At 69.1% G+C, this 17,953-nt stretch carries 15 protein-coding genes; 12 read left to right on the top strand and 3 right to left on the bottom strand.

Going from position 1 to position 17,953, the window contains the following annotated elements:
- Positions 1-46 precede the first annotated feature (46 nt).
- Positions 47-2,170: an NAD-dependent DNA ligase LigA gene (gene ligA, locus YWM_RS22765; RefSeq protein WP_043660258.1), complete on the top strand. Its 2,124-nt coding sequence runs from the start codon at positions 47-49 to the stop codon at positions 2,168-2,170.
- The gene (locus YWM_RS27105; protein ID WP_084612272.1) at positions 2,170-3,159 is read left to right on the top strand and encodes a GNAT family N-acetyltransferase; all 990 of its coding nucleotides are present in this window, start codon (positions 2,170-2,172) and stop codon (positions 3,157-3,159) included. Before ligA ends, YWM_RS27105 begins: the two co-directional genes overlap by 1 nt.
- A 404-nt stretch (positions 3,160-3,563) precedes the next feature.
- Here YWM_RS27105 and YWM_RS0108760 read toward each other — a convergent pair whose 3' ends face one another.
- Complete coding sequence (locus YWM_RS0108760) at positions 3,564-4,217, bottom strand: ACT domain-containing protein (RefSeq protein WP_028850416.1); 654 nt, start codon at positions 4,215-4,217, stop codon at positions 3,564-3,566.
- Positions 4,218-4,486: 269 nt separating this feature from the next.
- On the opposite strand from YWM_RS0108760, the gene gatC reads away from it, so the two are divergent.
- The 3 genes from gatC to gatB are packed head-to-tail and all read left to right on the top strand — an operon-like array spanning position 4,487 to position 7,787.
- Positions 4,487-4,786: an Asp-tRNA(Asn)/Glu-tRNA(Gln) amidotransferase subunit GatC gene (gatC, locus tag YWM_RS0108755; protein ID WP_028850415.1), complete on the top strand. Its 300-nt coding sequence runs from the start codon at positions 4,487-4,489 to the stop codon at positions 4,784-4,786.
- On the top strand, positions 4,783-6,288 hold the full coding sequence (gene gatA / locus YWM_RS0108750) for an Asp-tRNA(Asn)/Glu-tRNA(Gln) amidotransferase subunit GatA (protein ID WP_028850414.1): 1,506 nt from the start codon (positions 4,783-4,785) through the stop codon (positions 6,286-6,288). The genes gatC and gatA overlap by 4 nt, the downstream gene beginning before the upstream one ends.
- On the top strand, positions 6,288-7,787 hold the full coding sequence (gene gatB, locus YWM_RS0108745) for an Asp-tRNA(Asn)/Glu-tRNA(Gln) amidotransferase subunit GatB (protein ID WP_028850413.1): 1,500 nt from the start codon (positions 6,288-6,290) through the stop codon (positions 7,785-7,787). The genes gatA and gatB overlap by 1 nt, the downstream gene beginning before the upstream one ends.
- Before the next feature lie 87 nt (positions 7,788-7,874).
- Here the strand turns inward: gatB and YWM_RS0108740 are convergent, their stop codons facing one another.
- Positions 7,875-9,071, bottom strand: a complete 1,197-nt coding sequence (locus YWM_RS0108740) for a PQQ-dependent sugar dehydrogenase (RefSeq protein WP_425426525.1) — start codon at positions 9,069-9,071, stop codon at positions 7,875-7,877.
- Positions 9,072-9,214: 143 nt separating this feature from the next.
- On the opposite strand from YWM_RS0108740, the gene YWM_RS22750 reads away from it, so the two are divergent.
- Entirely contained in the window at positions 9,215-9,877 is a 663-nt protein-coding gene (locus tag YWM_RS22750; protein WP_028850411.1) for a DoxX family protein, read from the top strand.
- Here YWM_RS22750 and YWM_RS25150 read toward each other — a convergent pair.
- Positions 9,860-10,543, bottom strand: a complete 684-nt coding sequence (locus YWM_RS25150) for a PH domain-containing protein (protein ID WP_156914712.1) — start codon at positions 10,541-10,543, stop codon at positions 9,860-9,862. The genes YWM_RS22750 and YWM_RS25150 overlap by 18 nt on opposite strands.
- 426 nt (positions 10,544-10,969) lie before the next feature.
- Here YWM_RS25150 and YWM_RS0108725 point away from each other — a divergent pair, with 426 nt between their 5' ends.
- From YWM_RS0108725 to serA, 6 genes are all read left to right on the top strand, one after another.
- The gene (locus tag YWM_RS0108725; protein WP_043660255.1) at positions 10,970-12,841 is read left to right on the top strand and encodes an acetolactate synthase large subunit; all 1,872 of its coding nucleotides are present in this window, start codon (positions 10,970-10,972) and stop codon (positions 12,839-12,841) included.
- Positions 12,838-13,344 (top strand): acetolactate synthase small subunit, encoded by a 507-nt coding sequence (ilvN, locus tag YWM_RS0108720; RefSeq protein WP_028850409.1) that lies wholly within the window; start codon positions 12,838-12,840, stop codon positions 13,342-13,344. The genes YWM_RS0108725 and ilvN overlap by 4 nt, the downstream gene beginning before the upstream one ends.
- Positions 13,345-13,395: 51 nt before the next feature.
- On the top strand, positions 13,396-14,397 hold the full coding sequence (gene ilvC / locus YWM_RS0108715; protein ID WP_028850408.1) for a ketol-acid reductoisomerase: 1,002 nt from the start codon (positions 13,396-13,398) through the stop codon (positions 14,395-14,397).
- A gap of 231 nt (positions 14,398-14,628) precedes the next feature.
- Positions 14,629-15,660, top strand: a complete 1,032-nt coding sequence (locus tag YWM_RS0108710) for a fatty acid desaturase family protein (protein ID WP_245565978.1) — start codon at positions 14,629-14,631, stop codon at positions 15,658-15,660.
- A gap of 229 nt (positions 15,661-15,889) precedes the next feature.
- Positions 15,890-16,126 (top strand): DUF397 domain-containing protein, encoded by a 237-nt coding sequence (locus tag YWM_RS0108705; RefSeq protein ID WP_245565977.1) that lies wholly within the window; start codon positions 15,890-15,892, stop codon positions 16,124-16,126.
- Between the two features lie 138 nt (positions 16,127-16,264).
- Complete coding sequence (serA, locus tag YWM_RS0108700) at positions 16,265-17,863, top strand: phosphoglycerate dehydrogenase (protein WP_028850405.1); 1,599 nt, start codon at positions 16,265-16,267, stop codon at positions 17,861-17,863.
- Positions 17,864-17,953: the final 90 nt, after the last annotated feature.

Here is a 17,953-nt window from a genome sequence, read left to right as displayed (position 1 = left end):
GCACGGGAAGTCCGAGAGCGTCGGCCCGAGGCACTAATCTGCCAACGTGAGCGATCGAGTTGAACAACCGGACGCCGAGGTCGAGGTCGCCGAGGTGCCCGCGGAGATCCGGCAGCGGCATGCGGAGCTGGCCGAGGAGATCCGCGGCCACCAGTTCCGCTACTACCTGGAGACGCCGACCATCTCCGATGCGCAGTTCGACGAGCTGATGCACGAGCTGGAGCGCATCGAGGCCGACTATCCCGCGCTGGTCACGCCGGAGTCTCCCACCCAGCAGGTCGGCGGCACGTTCTCCACCGAGTTCGGCACGGCCGATCACCTCGAGCGCATGCTCAGCCTGGACAACACGTTCTCGGCCGAGGAGCTGTCCGCGTGGCTGGACCGGGTGGAGCGCGAGACGGCCACCCACTCGCACTTCTTGTGCGAGCTCAAGATCGACGGGCTCGCGGTGAACCTGCTGTACGAGAACGGCAAGCTGACCAGGGCGCTGACCCGCGGCGACGGCCGCACGGGCGAGGACGTCACGCTCAACGTCCGCACCATGAAGGACGTCCCGGAGCGGCTGCGGAGCAGCGACGAGTACCCGGTGCCGGAGCTGATCGAGGTGCGCGGCGAGGTGTTCTTCCGGGTGGAGGACTTCGTCGAGCTGAACGCCAAGATGGTCGAGCAGGGCAAGCCGCCGTACGCCAACCCGCGCAACACGGCGGCGGGCTCGCTGCGCCAGAAGGATCCGCGGATCACCGCCCAGCGTCCGCTGCGGCTGATCTGCCACGGCTTGGGCAGGCGAGAGGGCTTCGAGCCGAAGCGGCAGTCCGAGGCGTACGAGGCGCTCGCGGCGTGGGGGCTGCCGGTCTCCCCGCACACGAAGGTGCTGGCCACCCGCAAAGAGGTGATGGCGCACGTCGAGTACTGGGGCGAGCACCGGCACGATGCCGAGCACGAGATCGACGGCATCGTCATCAAGGTCGACGAGGTGGCGCTGCAGCGCAGGCTCGGCACCACGTCCCGGGCACCCCGGTGGGCTATCGCGTACAAGTACCCGCCGGAGGAGGCCACCACCACGTTGAAGGACATCCGGGTCAACGTCGGCCGCACGGGCAGGGTGACGCCGTACGCGGTGATGGAGCCGGTGAAGGTGGCCGGGTCCACGGTGGCGATGGCGACGCTGCACAACGCGAGCGAGGTCAAACGCAAGGGCGTGCTGATCGGCGACCGGGTGGTCATCCGTAAGGCCGGTGACGTCATCCCCGAGGTACTCGGACCGCTGGTCGACGTACGCACCGGTGACGAACGCGAGTTCGTGATGCCGACGCACTGCCCGGAGTGCGGTAGCGAGCTGCGCCCGGAGAAGGAGGGCGACGCGGACATCCGCTGCCCGAACTCCCGGGCGTGCCCGGCGCAGCTCCGGGAACGCCTGTTCCACCTGGGCAGTCGCGGCGCCTTCGACATCGAGGTCCTCGGCTACGAGGCCGCGACCGCGCTGCTGAACTCCGGGGTGGTGCGCGACGAAGGCGACATCTTCGATCTCGACGAGGAGAAGCTGCGTCAGGTCGACCTGTTCCGGCTGAAGTCGGGCGAGCTGTCCGCCAACGGCAAGCGGCTGCTGGCGAATCTGCAATCGGCCAAGGACAGGCCGCTGTGGAAGGTGCTGGTGGCGCTGTCGATCCGGCACGTCGGCCCGACCGCGGCGCAAGCGCTGGCCAGGGAGTTCGGCTCGCTGCAGCGGATCCAGGAGGCGACCGAGGAGGAGCTGGCGTCGGTGGACGGCGCGGGCCCCACGATCGCCCGGTCGGTGCGTGAGTGGTTCGCCGTCGACTGGCACCGCGAAGTGGTCCGCAAATGGGCGGCCGCCGGGGTGCGGATGGAGGATGAGCGCGACGACTCCTTCCCACGCAACCTCGAGGGCCTGTCCATCGTGGTGACCGGAACCCTGCAGCGGTACTCGCGGGACGAGGCGAAGGAAGCCATCATGGCGCGCGGTGGCAAGGCGGCTGGTTCGGTGTCGAAGAAGACCGCGTTCGTCGTGGTGGGTGATTCACCGGGCTCGAAGTACGACAAGGCGCTGCAGCTCAAGGTTCCGGTGCTGGACGACGACGGGTTCACCGTGCTGCTGGAAGAGGGGCCGGAGGCCGCACGCAAGGTCGCCGAGGTCGGTGGGGAGTCGGCCTGATGAGTGATCTGGTCGTCCGTCCGGCCCGTCCGGACGAGTTCGAGCTGCTCGGCGAGATGCGGGTCCGTGCCTACCTCGAGGGCGGCGTCATCAAGCCCGATCTGCCTTATGTCAACGAGCTGCGCGCGGTGGCCGAGCAGGCGGAGACGGCCGAGCTGCTCGTCGCCGTGGACGGTCACGACAACGTGCTCGGGACGGTCGTGGTGGCGGAGCCACCGTCGCCCGCTGCGGAGGTTGCCCGGCCCGGGGAGATCGAGTTCCGCATGCTGGCGACGGATCCGGCCGCGCGCGGCCGTGGCGTGGGGGAGACGCTGGTCAACGCGGTGATCGAGCAGGGCAGGGCGCGCAGTCTGAAGCGGGTCGTCCTGTCGGTCGTGGAGCACAACAAGCGGGCCATCAAGCTGTACGAGCGGCTCGGTTTCCGTCGGCTGCCCGAGCGGGACTGGGACCCGCTGCCAGGCGTGCACCTGATCGGCTTCGGGCTCGACGTGGGCGTGGGCGCGGTGACCGTGCGCGTGGCTCGGCCTCAGGAGTATCCCCGCGTCGGCGAGCTGGTCTACCAGGCCTACGACGCCGACGGTCATGTCGAGGCCGACCCGGATCCCGAGTTCGGCAACGAGCTGCGCAACGTCTCCGGGGAGGACGGCGAGCTGCTGGTCGCCGTCGATGTGGACGGCGAGTTGCTCGGCACGATCACCGTGGTGCAGGCAGGTAGCCCGCTCTCGGAGATCGCGCAACCCGGCGAGGCGGAGCTGCGCCATCTGGCCACGGCCCCGGCCGCCCGTGGCCGCGGGGTCGGAAAAGCCCTGGTGGAAGCCGCGATCGAGGCTGCTCGCGCGGCCGGTGCCCGCCGCATCGTGCTGTCCACGCTGCCCACCATGACCGTCGCGCATCGGCTGTACGAAGCGCGCGGGTTCGTGCGGGTGCCGGAGCGTGACTGGGAGCCTGCGCCGAACTATCCGCTGCTGGTGTTCCAACTGGAGCTCTAGCCGGCCGCTGTCGGCGTTCCAGCTGGAGCTTCAGTCGGCCGCTGTCGGTGTTGCAGCCGGAGCTTCAGTCGGCCGCTGTCGGTGTTGCAGTGGAGCTTCAGTCGGCCGCTGTTGGTGTTCCAGCCGGAGCTTCAGTCGGCCGCTGTTGGTGTTGCAGCCGAAGCTCTGGCCCGGCAGGCGGCGGGTCACGCTGCCCTGCGGCCCGCGGAGAGCCGGCCCGCCAGGGTGTGAACCTCCCGGCTCGTTCCGCATCGGCACGCCGACCTGGGCAAGACCGTTGCCTGGCGGGGTGTCCCGATCGGCCACCCGACACGCCGGCCGCGATGCAGCTGCGCAGCGGTGATGCCGGCGAACTTTCCCGCTCAGCCGGGCACAGATCTACCTCGGCTGTGCCAAGGGCCCGCTCAGCCGTCCAGCACGACGGCCACGATGCCCGCCAGGTGGGCCAGCCGCGCGACCTCGGCGGCGCGGAACATCGGTCCACCGGGGCGCCCGACCAACAGCGCCCGGTCCGGCTTGCCCAGCGGGGTCGCGGCCAGCTCGGTGCCCAGCTCCTGCCACGGTTCCGGGATCCACTCCGCCTCCGCGTCCAGGATCGTCGCCCGGTGCAGCGGCAGCCACGGCAGCGAGTCGATCTCGCTCTCCGGCGCAGCGGTCGACGCGGCCAGTCGCTGCACGCCCTCCGGGCCGCCGGCGACCACCAGTGCCCAGCCTGCCCGCACGATGCGCGGCACTCCGTCGGCCAGCATCGCCAGGCCCTGCCGCGGGTCGCTGGCGATCTCCTCGACCAGCTCGAGCTCGCGGTGGGTGTTCAGCACACCGGCGTACGGCCGGACGGCGTCCACCTCGACCCCGTCGACGCTTTCCGCGGCGGTGATCAGCGCGTCCGGCAGGCTGCCGTTGGGCAGCTCGACCACCAGGTCGTCGACCGCAACCCCGTCGGCGCGTTCGACCACGTCAACGCTCAGGATGTCGGCATTGATCGCCCCCAGTGCGGACGCCACCGCGCCGAGGGAACCGGGATTGTCCGGTAGTTGCACTCGAATCAGGAATGACACGGGTACCTCTTGCTATCGTGGCGGCCATCGCATCGCTACCGGCGCGCGCCGCCGTGGCTCGCGGGCAAACGCGAGCGCGCGAAGGCGTCGTCTCGGCGTCCGTGTTCTGACGGTAGCGAATCCGCGCAACCGCGGTTAAGCCGGTACCGACAGCTGGACCACACACTCGTCCGACATGCCCACTCACCCGGCGAAACCCGGCCGAGCCCCGAGCCATAGACTCGAGCGCAACCATCCGCCCGAGGACCATCAACCGGGGGTTGACGCGCGTGTCCACCATTTCCCGCGACGAAGTCGCACACCTGGCCAAACTGGCCCGGTTGGCCGTCACCGAGGACGAACTGGACCTGTTCGCCGGACAGCTGGACGTCATCCTGGACGCGGTCGCCAAGGTCAGTGAGGTCGCCACCGACGACGTGCCACCCACGTCGCATGCCGTGCCGCTGACCAACGTGTTCCGCGAGGACGAGGTCCGGCCCGGACTGACACAGGAGCAGGCGCTCTCCGGTGCCCCGGCCGCCGAGGAAGGTCGCTTCCGGGTGCCGCGGATCCTGGGGGAGGAACAGTGACCGACGTGATCCGGATGACCGCGGCCGAGGTGGCCGCGAAGATCCACGCGGGCGAGCTGAGCGCGGTGGAGGTGACGCAGGCGCACCTGGACCGCATCGCGAAGGTGGACGACCAGATCAAGGCCTTCCTGCACGTCGACGCCGAAGGCGCGCTGGAGACCGCGCGCAAGGTGGACGCGGACATCGCCGCGGGCAAGGCCCCCGCTTCGCCCCTCGCCGGTGTCCCGCTGGCGCTGAAGGACGTGCTCACCACCGAGGGCGTGCCGACCACCTGTGGCTCGAAGACGCTCGAGGGCTGGATCCCACCGTACGACTCCACGGTCCGCCGCAGGCTGCGCGAGGCCGACGTGGTGGTGCTGGGCAAGACCAACATGGACGAGTTCGCCATGGGCTCGTCCACGGAGAACTCGGCGTTCGGTCCGACCCACAACCCGTGGGACACCACGCGGGTACCGGGTGGATCCGGCGGTGGCTCGTCGGCGTCGCTCGCGGCGTTCGAGGCACCGCTGGCCATCGGGACCGACACCGGTGGCTCGATCCGCCAGCCGGCCGCGGTGACCGGCACCGTCGGTGTCAAGCCGACCTACGGTTCGGTGTCCCGCTACGGCCTGGTCGCCTTCTCCTCGAGCCTCGACCAGGCCGGGCCGTGTGCCCGTACGGTGCTGGACGCCGCGCTGCTGCACGAGATCATCGCGGGCCACGACCCGCTCGACTCCACGTCGATCAACCAGCCGGTGCCGCCGGTGGTCGAGGCCGCCAAGCAGGGCATGTCCGGGGACCTGTCCGGCGTCCGGGTCGGTGTGGTGACCGAGTTCCAGGGCGAGGGCTACCAACCGGGTGTGCTGCGTTCGTTCGAAGCGGCCGTACAGCAGTTGCGCGACCTCGGCGCGGAGATCGTCGAGGTGTCCTGCCCGAACTTCCGCTACGCGTTGCCCGCGTACTACCTGATCAACCCGAGTGAGTGCTCGTCCAACCTGGCCCGCTTCGACGCCATGCGTTACGGCCTGCGGGTCGGCGACGACGGCACGCGCAGCGCCGAGGAGGTCATGTCGCTGTCCCGCGAGGCGGGCTTCGGCGCCGAGGTGAAGCGCCGCATCATGATCGGCACCTACGCACTGTCCGCGGGCTACTACGACGCCTACTACGGGTCGGCGCAGAAGGTGCGCACCTTGATCATCCGTGACTTCGAGGCCGCCTACCAGCAGGTCGACGTCCTGGTCTCGCCGACGACCCCGACCACCGCGTTCAAGATCGGCGAGCGGATCGACGACCCGATGGCCATGTACGTCGCCGACCTGTGCACCATCCCGGCCAACCTCGCGGGCAATGCCGCGCTGAGCGTGCCGAGCGGCTTGTCCGACGACGACGGTCTGCCGGTCGGCCTGCAGGTGATGGCGCCTGCGCTGGCCGACGACCGCATGTACCGGGTGGCCGCCGCCTACGAGCAGGCCCGCGACGCCGCCGCAGGCCGTACCGTTCTCGACCAGATTCCGGAGCTGTGATGACCGCTGCGACTCTGCTGCCCTACGACGAGGTGCTGGCGCGGTTCGACCCGGTGCTCGGGCTCGAGGTGCACGTCGAACTGAACACCAAGACCAAGATGTTCTGCGGCTGCGTCAACGAGTTCGGGGGCGAGCCGAACACCCACGTGTGCCCGACCTGCCTCGGCCTGCCGGGTTCGCTGCCGGTGGTCAACGGCAAAGGCGTGGAGTCGGCGATCCGCATCGGCCTGGCGCTGAACTGCCAGATCGCCGAGTGGTGCCGGTTCGCGCGGAAGAACTACTTCTACCCGGACATGCCGAAGAACTTCCAGACGTCGCAGTACGACGAGCCGATCGCGTTCGACGGCTACTTGGACGTCATGCTCGACGACGGCGAAGTGTTCCGGGTGGGCATCGAGCGTGCCCACATGGAGGAGGACACCGGTAAGTCGCTGCACGTCGGCGGTGCTACCGGCCGCATCCACGGCGCCGAGCACTCGCTGCTGGACTACAACCGCGCGGGTGTGCCGCTGATCGAGATCGTCACCAAGCCGATCGAGGGCGCGGGCGAGCGGGCGCCGGAAGTGGCGCGTGCCTACGTGACCGCGTTGCGGGAGCTGATGCTGGCGCTGGGCGTCTCGGACGTGCGCATGGACCAGGGCTCGATGCGCTGCGACGCGAACGTGTCGCTGCGGCCGAAGGGGCAGCAGGAGTTCGGCACCCGCACCGAGACGAAGAACGTCAACTCGCTGCGCAGCGTCGAGCGCGCGGTGCGGTACGAGATGCAGCGACAGGCCGCGGTGCTGGCCGACGGCGGCACGATCGTGCAGGAGACCAGGCACTTCCAGGAAGCCGACGGCTCCACGTCGCCCGGTCGCCCGAAGGAGACGTCCGAGGACTACCGCTACTTCCCGGAGCCGGACCTGGTGCCGATCGCGCCGAGCCGGGAGTGGGTCGAGGAACTGCGCAAGACGCTGCCGGAGCCGCCGTGGAAGCGCCGCAAGCGCATCCAGGAAGAGTGGCAGCTCACCGACGAGGAGCTGCGCGACCTGTTCAACACCGGTGCGGTCGACCTGGTCGCGGCCACGGTCGACGCAGGTGCGCCGGTCGCCGAGGCGCGTAGTTGGTGGGTGCAGTTCCTGACCCAGCAGGCCAACGCGCGCGAGGTGGAGCTGGCCGAGCTGGCCATCACGCCGAAGCAGGTGGCCAGGGTGATCGAGCTGATCGCCGAGGGCAAGCTGACCAACAAGCTGGCTCGTCAGGTGGTCGAGGCCGTGCTGGACGGCGAGGGCGGGCCGGACGAGGTGATCGAGGCCCGCGGGCTGCAGGTGGTGTCGGACGACTCGGCGCTGCTGGCCGCGGTGGACGAGGCGCTCGCCGCGCAGCCGGACGTGGTGGAGAAGATCCGCGGCGGCAAGGTGCAGGCCGCGGGCGCCATCGTCGGCGCGGTCATGAAGGCCACGCGTGGGCAGGCCGATGCGAAACGCGTGCGGGAACTGGTGCTGGAGCGCTGCAAGTAATCAGCTGACTCGGACATTGTGGCGTCGTGGGTGCATCGCCCGCGGCGCCACAGTGTGTTTGGTGTGTTTGGTGAGTCGCTGCGTTCGTCAGTCCTTGTCGCTGCCGCCCGACGGGTTCAGCGGCAGCAACACGACCCGGTCGTCGCTGGACACCGGCTTGCCGCCGTCCTTGTTCACCGTGCTGGCCACCGCGAGGCCCGGGGTGTAGACGTCCAGCCCGGACAGCCGCCCGTACCCGGACTCCCCGTCGAAGCTCACGTCGGGTTTGCCGGTCACCGACCCGTTCTCGTCGACCGCCAGCCCGTGCAGACCCGCGTCCTTCGACATCGCCACCGACACGCCCTCGTCCGCGTCCGCGCAGCCGGCGACGCCGGGCTTGTCCTTCCACTTCCACACCGGTGTGCTCAGCGGCTTACCGCTTTCCACCAGGTGGATCGTGTCCGCCTCCGGGGCTCGGTCGGTCACCCAGACCTCGGAGCCGTCGGACGAGGCGCAAATGCCGCCCGGGGTGTGCAGCCCGCTGGACACCACCCGCGAGCCTGCCTTCGGGTTGCCCTCGGCCGCCTTGCCGCTGGTGTCGATGCGCAGCACCTTGCCGGCCAGCGAGTTCGGATTCTTCGCCGCTTTGGTGTCCCCGGCATTGCCGGTGGCGACCAGCAGCGCCCCAGAGCCGTCCACGGCCAGCGCCCCACGATTGCCGCTCGTGCCCTTCGGGATGCCGGTCAGGATCGCGCGCGGCTTCTGCCCGTCGGAGAACCGCACCACGCGGTTGTCCGTGCCGGTGGTGATGTAGGCGAAGACCAGGCCGTCCTCTTGATACGTCGGTGACAACGCCAGCCCGGTCAGGCCACCGTCACCGGAGGCGGTGACCTTGAGCTTGGCGAACGTCGTCGGCTTGCGCCCCTTCACCACGCGCATCACGCGGCCGGTGTCGCGTTCCGCGGCCAATGCCGCGGGCTGTCCGTTCACCGGCGGGAGGGCGGTCACCGCCACCAGCGTGTCCATGCACGTGCCGATCACCGCTGGGTCGTGATCGGTGCAGCCGTCCGGTGGCGGGATCTCCTCGTTGCCGGAATTGCCGTCCCGGCCGCCCGGTCCGCCCGGCTCCTCGGAGCTGCCGGGTGCCTCGGGCAACTCGGGCTGGGGGCCGCGCTGCGGGGTCAGTTCCGGCGCGGGCGCGAAGTTGGCGTCGGCCGCCGTGTCGTCGAACTGGGCGCAGGCGCTCAGCAGCAGACCGCTCGCCGCGACGGCGGCGAGTAAACGCATCGGGCGGCGGGTCACCACGCACACCACGGTAGGTCGCGGGTCGTGAATGTGCGGTGAGTACTCCGCTGGAGTGGGGCGGGGCGACCGATGGTGAACGTTTCCCCGAACACGTCGCCAACCCGGATACCCGTTAGGAGTAATTCCCGCTACTCTGCCCCGCCATGAGCGCAAACGACGAGTTCTACTCCAGCGAAGCGACGCAGCACTTCCGGGCGCCGGGGGGAGCGGAGTCGGAACCGCCGCCGGTCCGCACCGACGGCATCGACCCGTCCGGCGACTTCGACGACGAGTACGAAGCGGACCGTGTCGGCACGCGCTGGCACGCCGGGCTGGACCTCGGGTTGCTGATCCTGCGGATCGCCGTCGGCGGGGCCATGCTGCTCAAAGGGCTGTACAAGTTCGGCGTGTTCGAGGGCGGCAGTATCGACGCGGTCGCCACGATGCTGGGTGAGAAGTACGCCTTCTCCAACGAGTCGACGCTGGCGTGGGTGCTGGCCGGGGTGGAAGTCGGTGCCGGTGGCGCGCTGATCCTCGGCTTGTTCACGCCGCTGGCCGCGGCCGCGATCCTCGCGGTGACCTCGTGCGTGGTGTACCTGGACCGAACTGTCGGCTACTTCCCGGACATGACCGACACCGGGCAGACTCCCGGCTACGCCTATCCGCTGCTGATCGGTGCCGGTGCCCTGGTGCTGTTGTTCACCGGACCGGGACGGGCAGCGATCGACGCGGGCTTCCCGTGGCGCAAGCGGCCGGTCGGCTGGGGCATCTTCGGCATCGTGCTCGCGGCCGTCGCCGTGGTGGGCGTGCTAGCCCTGTTCCGCTGAGCCCGGTTCGTCCGGGCGCGGGCCGGAGTCGGACGGGCGCGAGCCGGAGTCGGACGGGCGCGGGCCGGAGTCGGACGGGCGCGAGCCGGGTTCGGAGGAGGCCGCCTCTGCTTCAGAAGCGCCCGAGCCGGACTCGGAGGAGTCTGTCTCCGGTTGCGAGGGGCCCGGGCCGGGTTCGGAGGAGGCCGTCTCCGCTTCGGAGGCGCCCGAGTCGTCCACGGACTTCGGCGGGTGGTGTGCCTCCTGGTTCCCCAGGCCGAACGCCGGAATGCGGCCGCTGCTGAACGCGGCGAGCACCGGCAGATGACGCGGTTGCACCCCGGGCAGAACGACCTTCTCCTCGCTGGTCAGCTCTGCCCCGACTTTCCGCTTGTGGTCGACATTCAGCTTGGTGAGCTCGTCCCAGGACAGCACCCGCGTGCGAAACGTCGTGCGCAGCGTCAGTGTCTCGGTGTTCACGGTGGTCTGGGTACGGAGCACCCAGACGATGAACCAGATCGGGACCAAGTAGATCGGCGTCAGCCACCACGCCGACCACGCGAACGGGGTGGCACCGACCATCGCCAGGAAGGCCGCGACCACGGCGATGCGCGGCATCCGGAACGTCGCCTCCTTCACCGGCGGCGTTTCGGCTGGACGACCCTGCGGACTGGACTGCTCGCTCACGGGAGCAATTGTTTCCGGCCAGGCTGTGGGATCACTGGGCGGGGTAGCGGTGCCCGGTTTCTGGTCCGACCGAGCGGCCACCGGGTGGTGTGGCGGTGGCCCATTTTCGGCCCGCCCGACCGATTCCCGAGCAGGGTGGCGACGCTCACCCTGCTCCCACGATCCGGGAACACTGTCTCGCAGAATTGACACTGCGTAGGGTGGCCGGATAGTTTTGCGGCGTGCAGAACGTGACCAGCCTCGTACTTCGCCCGCGCGTCGACGCGTAGCGGGAGAAGCGAAGCTGCGTCGACGCGCGGACCCTCGTACGACCACTGGTCGGCGGGGGTTTTTTCATGCGAAGACCACCTCCGCACAGTCCGGAAGACCCCAGAGACACTGCATAGGAACCGTGAACACCACACCGTGTATGAACGAGGCAGCACGATGACCAGCGCGACATCGCGAGCGCGTGCCCGTAGCGGCGGCAGCCCCGCCGGCGGGAGCGCCAAGCCAGCAGCACCTCCGAAGCCCGCTCCGCCCGCGGGGACCCCGGTCCGGCTCACCGGCGCCCAGTCGCTGGTGCGCTCGCTCGAGGCGGTAGGCGTCGAGGTCGTCTTCGGTATCCCCGGCGGCACCATCCTGCCCGCCTACGACCCGCTGCTGGACTCCACGAAGCTTCGCCACGTGCTGGTCCGCCACGAGCAGGGTGCAGGCCACGCGGCCACCGGTTACGCACAGGCGACCGGCAAGGTGGGTGTGTGCATGGCCACGTCCGGCCCGGGCGCGACCAATCTGGTCACGCCGCTGGCCGACGCGCACATGGACTCGGTGCCGGTCGTGGCGATCACCGGCCAGCAGAGCCGCTCGCTGATCGGCACCGACGCGTTCCAGGAAGCCGACATCTGCGGGATCACCCTGCCGATCACCAAACACAACTTCCTGGTGACCGATCCGGCGGAGATTCCGCGGACGATCGCGGAGGCCTTCCACCTGGCCTCCACCGGGCGTCCCGGACCTGTGCTGGTGGACATCCCGAAGGACGTGCTGCAGGAGCAGACGTCGTTCGCCTGGCCGCCGGAGATGCACCTGCCCGGCTACCGGCCGACGTTGCGCCCGCACGGCAAGCAGGTCCGGGAGGCCGCGCGGTTGATGACCACGGCGCGTCGTCCGGTGCTCTACGTCGGCGGCGGGGTGATCAAGGCGCAGGCGTCCGAGGAGCTCAAGCAGCTGGCCGAGCTGACCGGCATCCCGGTGGTGACCACGTTGATGGCGCGCGGTGCGTTCCCGGACTCGCACGACCAGCATCTGGGCATGCCGGGCATGCACGGTTCGGTCGCGGCGGTGGCGGCGATGCAGCGCGCCGACCTGCTGGTCGCGCTGGGCGCCCGGTTCGACGACCGGGTCACCGGCAAGCTGGAGAGCTTCGCCCCGGACGCCACCGTGGTGCACGCCGACATCGACCCGGCGGAGATCTCCAAGAACCGCAAGGCCGACGTGCCGATCGTCGGCGACTGCAAAGAGATCATCTCCGAGCTGATCGCCGCGGTGCAGGCCGAGATCAGCGGGGGCCGCAAGGTCAAGCTGGACGACTGGTGGACGCAGATCAACGCGTGGCGCCAGACCTACCCGCAGGGCTACGACTGGCCCGCGGACGGCTCGCTGTCGCCGCAGTACGTCATCGAGCGCATCGGCCAGCTGGTCGGCCCGGATGCGCTGTACGTGGCGGGCGTCGGCCAGCACCAGATGTGGGCGGCGCAGTTCATCTCCTACGAGAAACCCGGCAGCTGGATCAACTCCGGCGGCCTCGGCACGATGGGCTACGCGGTGCCCGCGGCGATGGGCGCCAAGTTCGGCAAGCCGGATAAGCAGGTGTGGGCCATCGACGGCGACGGTTGCTTCCAGATGACCAACCAGGAGCTGGCCACGTGCGCCATCGAAGGCGCGCCGATCAAGGTGGCCGTGATCAACAACGGCAACCTGGGCATGGTCCGGCAGTGGCAGAACCTGTTCTACGAAGAGCGGTACTCCAACACCGACCTGGGCACGCACGCGCACCGCATCCCGGACTTCGCGCTGCTGGCCGAGGCGATGGGCTGCGTCGGGCTGCGGTGTGAGACGCGTGAAGAGGTCGACGAGGTCATCCAGAAGGCGATGGGCATCGACGACCGGCCGGTGGTGATCGACTTCGTGGTCGGCAAGGACGCCCAGGTGTGGCCGATGGTCGCGGCGGGCACCGGCAACGACGAGATCATGGCCGCGCGCGGGATCCGCCCGCTGTTCGACGAGGACGAGGTGTCGGAAAGGGAGATCTCATGAGCGTCCACACCCTGAGCGTCCTGGTCGAGAACAAGCCGGGTGTGCTGGCGCGCGTGTCCGGCCTGTTCTCCCGCCGGGGCTTCAACATCGAGTCGTTGGCCGTCGGCCCGACGGAGAATCCCGAGATCTCCCGGATGACGATCGTCGTCGCGGTGGAGGACCTGCCGCTCGAGCAGGTCACCAAGCAGCTGAACAAGCTGGTGAACGTCATCAAGATCGTGGAGCTGGAACCCTCCACCGCCGTTCAGCGCGAATTGTTGCTGGTCAAGGTGCGTGCCGACGCCACGGTGCGTAGCCAGGTGCTGGAGACCGTGCAGCTGTTCCGCGCCAAGGTCGTGGACGTCTCGCCGGAAGCGCTCACCATCGAGGCGACCGGCACGGCGGACAAGACCTCCGCGTTGCTGCGCATGCTCGAGCCGTACGGCATTCGCGAGATCGTGCAGTCCGGGATGGTGGCCATTGGCCGCGGGGCCAAGTCCATCACCGCGTCGGCCATTCGCTGAACGCGCAGACCCAAGGAAATACACCCGCACCGGAAGGAAGCAGTACCCCTCATGGCAGTAGAGATTTTCTATGACGACGACGCCGACCTCGGTCTGATCCAGGGCCGCAAGGTGGCCGTGATCGGCTACGGCAGCCAGGGTCACGCGCACGCGCTGAGCCTGCGCGACTCGGGCGTCGACGTGCGGGTGGGCTTGCCCGAGACGTCGAAGTCGCGGGCCAAGGCCGAGGAGGAGGAGGGCCTGCGAGTCGTCACGCCCGCCCAGGCCGCCGAGGAAGCGGATCTGATCATGATCCTGGCGCCGGACACCGCCCAGCGGAAGATCTACGCCGAGGACATCGCGCCGCACCTGAAGTCCGGCGATGCGATTTACTTCGGCCACGGCTTCAACATCCGCTACGGCCTGATCCAGGCACCTTCGGACGTCGACGTGGCGATGGTCGCGCCGAAGGGCCCCGGCCACCTGGTCCGCAGGCAGTTCGTCGACGGCAAGGGCGTGCCGTGCCTGATCGCGGTCGAGCAGGACGCGTCCGGGAACGCGCAGGCGCTGGCGCTGTCCTACGCCAAGGCGATCGGCGGCACCCGCGCGGGTGTCATCAAGACCACGTTCGCCGAGGAGACCGAGACCGACCTGTTCGGTGAGCAGACCGTGCTCTGCGGTGGCGTGAGCGCCTTGATCCAGTCCGGTTTCGAGGTGCTGACCGAGGCCGGCTACGCCCCGGAGATCGCCTACTTCGAGGTGCTGCACGAGCTGAAGCTGATCGTCGACCTCATCTACGAGGGCGGCATCGCCGGGCAGCGCTACTCGGTGTCCGACACCGCGGAGTACGGCGACCTCACCCGTGGCCCGCGGGTCATCGGACCGCAGGTCAAGGAGGAGATGCGCAAGGTGCTCGCGGAGATCCAGGACGGCACGTTCGCCCGCGAGTGGGTCGCCGAGGACGAAGCGGGCCGCCCGAACTTCACCAAGCTGCAGCAGGAAGGGGCCGCCCACCCGATCGAGGAGGTCGGCGCCAAGCTGCGCAAGATGATGGCCTGGGTCAAGCCCTCCTGACGACCGTCGTTCGGCTCGGGGTGTCGGATGATTTTCCGGCGCCCCGAGCCGACGTGTGTATTGGTCTTTTAGGGTGGTGGTGGGCGCGCCGGGCGGTCTACGACTGTCCACATCGCCGGTTACCCCGTAGGCTGTTGCCAAGGGCCGCTGTGAAATACCCGTCGAGGTGCGCCTCACGGTCGCTCGTTCCAGCCGGTGTCATGCCGGGTCGTCAATGCAACAAGGATTTCCGTGACCGCACCCCCGCTGGCGGCTGACAAGCCGCGCAATCGTTCTGACTTCGCTCAACTTTCCCGCCGCATCCGGGCCGCAGGCCTGTTCGATCGCCGGCCGCTCTACTACACGTTCAAGATCGCGTTCAACATGCTGATGCTGGGCGCAGCCTGCGTCGGCTTCGCGCTGCTCGGGGACTCCTGGTGGCAGTTGTTCATCGCGGCGGGCCTCGCGGTGGTGTTCGCGCAGCTGGCCTTCGTCGGTCACGACGCGGGGCACAAGCAGATCTTCCGCAGCAGCAGGGCCAACGACATCGTCGGTTACCTGCACGGCGGCTTGATCGGTATGAGTTACGGCAGTTGGCTGCGCAACCACAACGCGCACCACGCCAACCCCAACCACGAGGAGCACGACCCGGACCTGGACATCCCGGCGTTGGCGTTCACCGACAAGCAGGCGCGCGCCAAGCAGGGCGTCAAGCGCTGGATGGCCAAGAACCAGGCGTATCTGTTCTTCCCGCTGTTGCTGCTGGAAGGCATCGCGCTGCGGGTCACCGCGGTGCAGGCGATCCTCAAGGGCACCGTGAAGCTGCGCAAGTTGGAGGCCGCGCTGCTCGCACTGCACATCGGTGGCTACTTCACGGTGGTGTTCCTGGTGCTCTCACCACCCATCGCGGTGCTGTTCATCGTGGTGCACCAGTGCCTGTGGGGTGTCTACCTGGGTTGTTCGTTCGCGCCGAACCACAAGGGCATGCCGACGATGAAGCCGGGGGAGAAGGTCGACTTCCTGCGCAAGCAGGTGCTGACTTCCCGCAACGTGCGCGGCGGCCGCGTCGTCGACTGGGTGCTCGGTGGGCTGAACTACCAGATCGAGCACCACCTGTTCCCGACCATGCCGCGGCCGAACCTGCGTCGCGCTCAGCCGATCGTGCAGCAGTTCTGCCAGGAGAAGGGTGTGTCGTACAGCCAGACGGGGTGGCTGCGGTCCTACCGCTACGTGCTGGAGTACCTGCACTCGCTGGGTGCGCCGCTGCGCGGGCAGGCTGCCTGAGCCAGCTGGGGTGATCCTTCGGGTCACCACCGCGGGACAGGACGACCGGAGACAGTCTGTGCGGTCCTTCGGGCCGCTCGGTCAGGCCGCCCGAGCCGGCCGGGGCGCTCGCGCTTCGGGCCTCCGGGGTCTTCCGGTGGCCCGTCGCACCCGTCCGCCGGCCCGTTCGTGCACTCGTTCGGTGGACGATCGCGGGCGCGGGGCGGCAAGGCCGTTTATCGTCACCGCCGTGGCTGACGACAAGAGCGCGGTCATCGCCGAACTGGACCTGACCAAGGCCCGCTGGCAGCGCCCGGACGGCGGGGAACCGCGTCCCGGCGAGGTCGCGCTGGCCTTCGTGCCGCACACCGACGGCCAGGTTTACGTGGCGATGCGGCAGGACGACACCACGCTGGTGTTCACCCCGACGGAATGGGACGCGTTCGTCAAAGGAACCAAAAAGGGCGAATTCGACCAGCCCTGGTAGCAAATTCCCCACCGCCGTCTCAGCATGTGGTCGAAATTCGGCGACGTGGCGCACATCATCCCAGGTCATGACGTATGCCGGCGATGCGCTCGATAGACTGCGGGCTCAGCAAAGACACGACCTTTCGGAGTCTGTTTCGTGACCACTGGTGATCGTCCCGTAGTTCTTCTCGCCGAAAAGCTTGCTCCGTCCGTGCACGACGTCCTCGGTGACGAGGTCGAGATTCGCCAGGTCGACGGCACCGACCGTCCGGCGCTGCTGGAAGCGGTGCGCTCCGCCGACGCGCTGCTCGTCCGGTCCGCCACGCAGGTCGACGCCGAGGTGCTGGCCGCGGCCCCGAAGCTGAAGGTCGTCGCGCGTGCCGGTGTCGGGTTGGACAACGTCGAGGTGCCCGCGGCCACCGACCGCGGTGTGCTGGTCGTCAACGCCCCGACGTCCAACATTGTCTCGGCCGCCGAACACGCCGTCGGCTTGCTGCTGAGTGTGCTGCGCCGGATTCCGGCGGCCAACCAGAGCCTGCAGGGCGGCGAGTGGAAGCGCAGCTCGTTCACCGGTGTCGAGTTGAACGGCAAGACGGTCGGGGTGATCGGCCTCGGCAAGATCGGACAGCTGTTCGCGCAGCGCGTGGCGGCCTTCGGTGTCGAGCTGATCGCCTACGACCCGTACGTCTCGCCCGCTCGCGCCGCGCAGCTGGGTATCGAGCTGGTGGAGCTGGACGAGCTGCTCGGCCGGGCCGACGTCATCTCCATCCACTTGCCCAAGACGCCGGAGACGCAGGGCCTGATCGACGCCGACGCGCTGGCCAAGACCAAGAAGGGCGTCGTCCTGATCAATGCCGCTCGTGGTGGCCTGGTCGACGAGGAGGCGCTGGCCAAGGCGATCACCGACGGGCACGTCGGCGGCGCAGGCGTGGACGTGTTCGTGACCGAGCCGACGACCTCCAGCCCGCTGTTCGGGCTGCCGAACGTCGTGGTCACCCCGCACCTGGGCGCCTCCACCCGAGAGGCGCAGGACCGGGCGGGCACCGATGTCGCCAAGTCGGTCCTGCTCGCGCTGCGCGGCGACTTCGTGCCGGACGCGGTCAACGTGGCCAGCGGCAAGGTCAGCGACGAGCTGCGCCCGTTCCTGCCGCTCACCCAGAAGCTGGGCATCGTGCTGGCCGCGTTCTCCAGCCAGCCGCCGTCATCGGTGACCGTCGAGGTGCGCGGTGAGCTCGCCTCCGAGGACGCCAGTGTGCTGTCGCTGGCCGCGCTGCGCGGTGTGTTCGACGCGGTGGTGGAGGACCAGGTCACGTTCGTCAACGCGCAGCGGCTGGCGGACGACCTCGGGGTGCAGGTCGCCGTGAAGACCGAGCCGGAGAGCCGGATCTACCGCAGCGAGGTCACGGTCCGCGCGGTGCACGCCGACGGGACGTCGCTGTCGGTGTCCGGTGCCATCACCGGCTTGGACGAGGTGGAGAAGATCGTCGAGGTCAACGGCAGGCACTTCGACATCCGCGCCGAAGGCAATATGCTCCTGCTGGAGTACCCGGACCGTCCGGGCGTCATGGGCAGCGTCGGCACGCTGCTCGGCAAGGCGGGCGTCAACATCGAGGCCGCCCAGATCAGCCAGACCACCGACCGCGCGGACGCGGTCATGCTGCTGCGGGTCGACCGCCCGGTGAAGCAGGACGTGCTGGAACCGATCGGCAACAGCGTCGGCGCGCGGACGGTGCGCGCGGTGACGTTCCCCCGCTGACCCTCGAACGGTCCGACACGGTGATCAATGTCGCCGTGGCAGGGCCGATAGGGGTGGCGAGATTACGCAATGTGGTGCCTGCCGGTAACC

The organism is Thermocrispum municipale DSM 44069 (assembly GCF_000427825.1).
GTDB classification, from domain to species: Bacteria; Actinomycetota; Actinomycetes; order Mycobacteriales; family Pseudonocardiaceae; genus Thermocrispum; species Thermocrispum municipale.
Note: the sequence above shows the minus strand (reverse complement) of the source record. Positions and strands in the feature narration are given on the sequence as shown.

What these genes read in the sequence shown, in the direction of transcription:
- YWM_RS27105 (WP_084612272.1), top strand. Translation starts at nt 2,170, where the DNA reads ATGAGTGATCTGGTCGTCCGTCCGGCCCGTCCGGACGAGTTCGAGCTG.
- gatB (WP_028850413.1), top strand. Translation starts at nt 6,288, where the DNA reads ATGACCGCTGCGACTCTGCTGCCCTACGACGAGGTGCTGGCGCGGTTC.
- YWM_RS22750 (WP_028850411.1), top strand. Translation starts at nt 9,215, where the DNA reads ATGAGCGCAAACGACGAGTTCTACTCCAGCGAAGCGACGCAGCACTTC.
- YWM_RS0108725 (WP_043660255.1), top strand. Translation starts at nt 10,970, where the DNA reads ATGACCAGCGCGACATCGCGAGCGCGTGCCCGTAGCGGCGGCAGCCCC.
- ilvN (WP_028850409.1), top strand. Translation starts at nt 12,838, where the DNA reads ATGAGCGTCCACACCCTGAGCGTCCTGGTCGAGAACAAGCCGGGTGTG.
- ilvC (WP_028850408.1), top strand. Translation starts at nt 13,396, where the DNA reads ATGGCAGTAGAGATTTTCTATGACGACGACGCCGACCTCGGTCTGATC.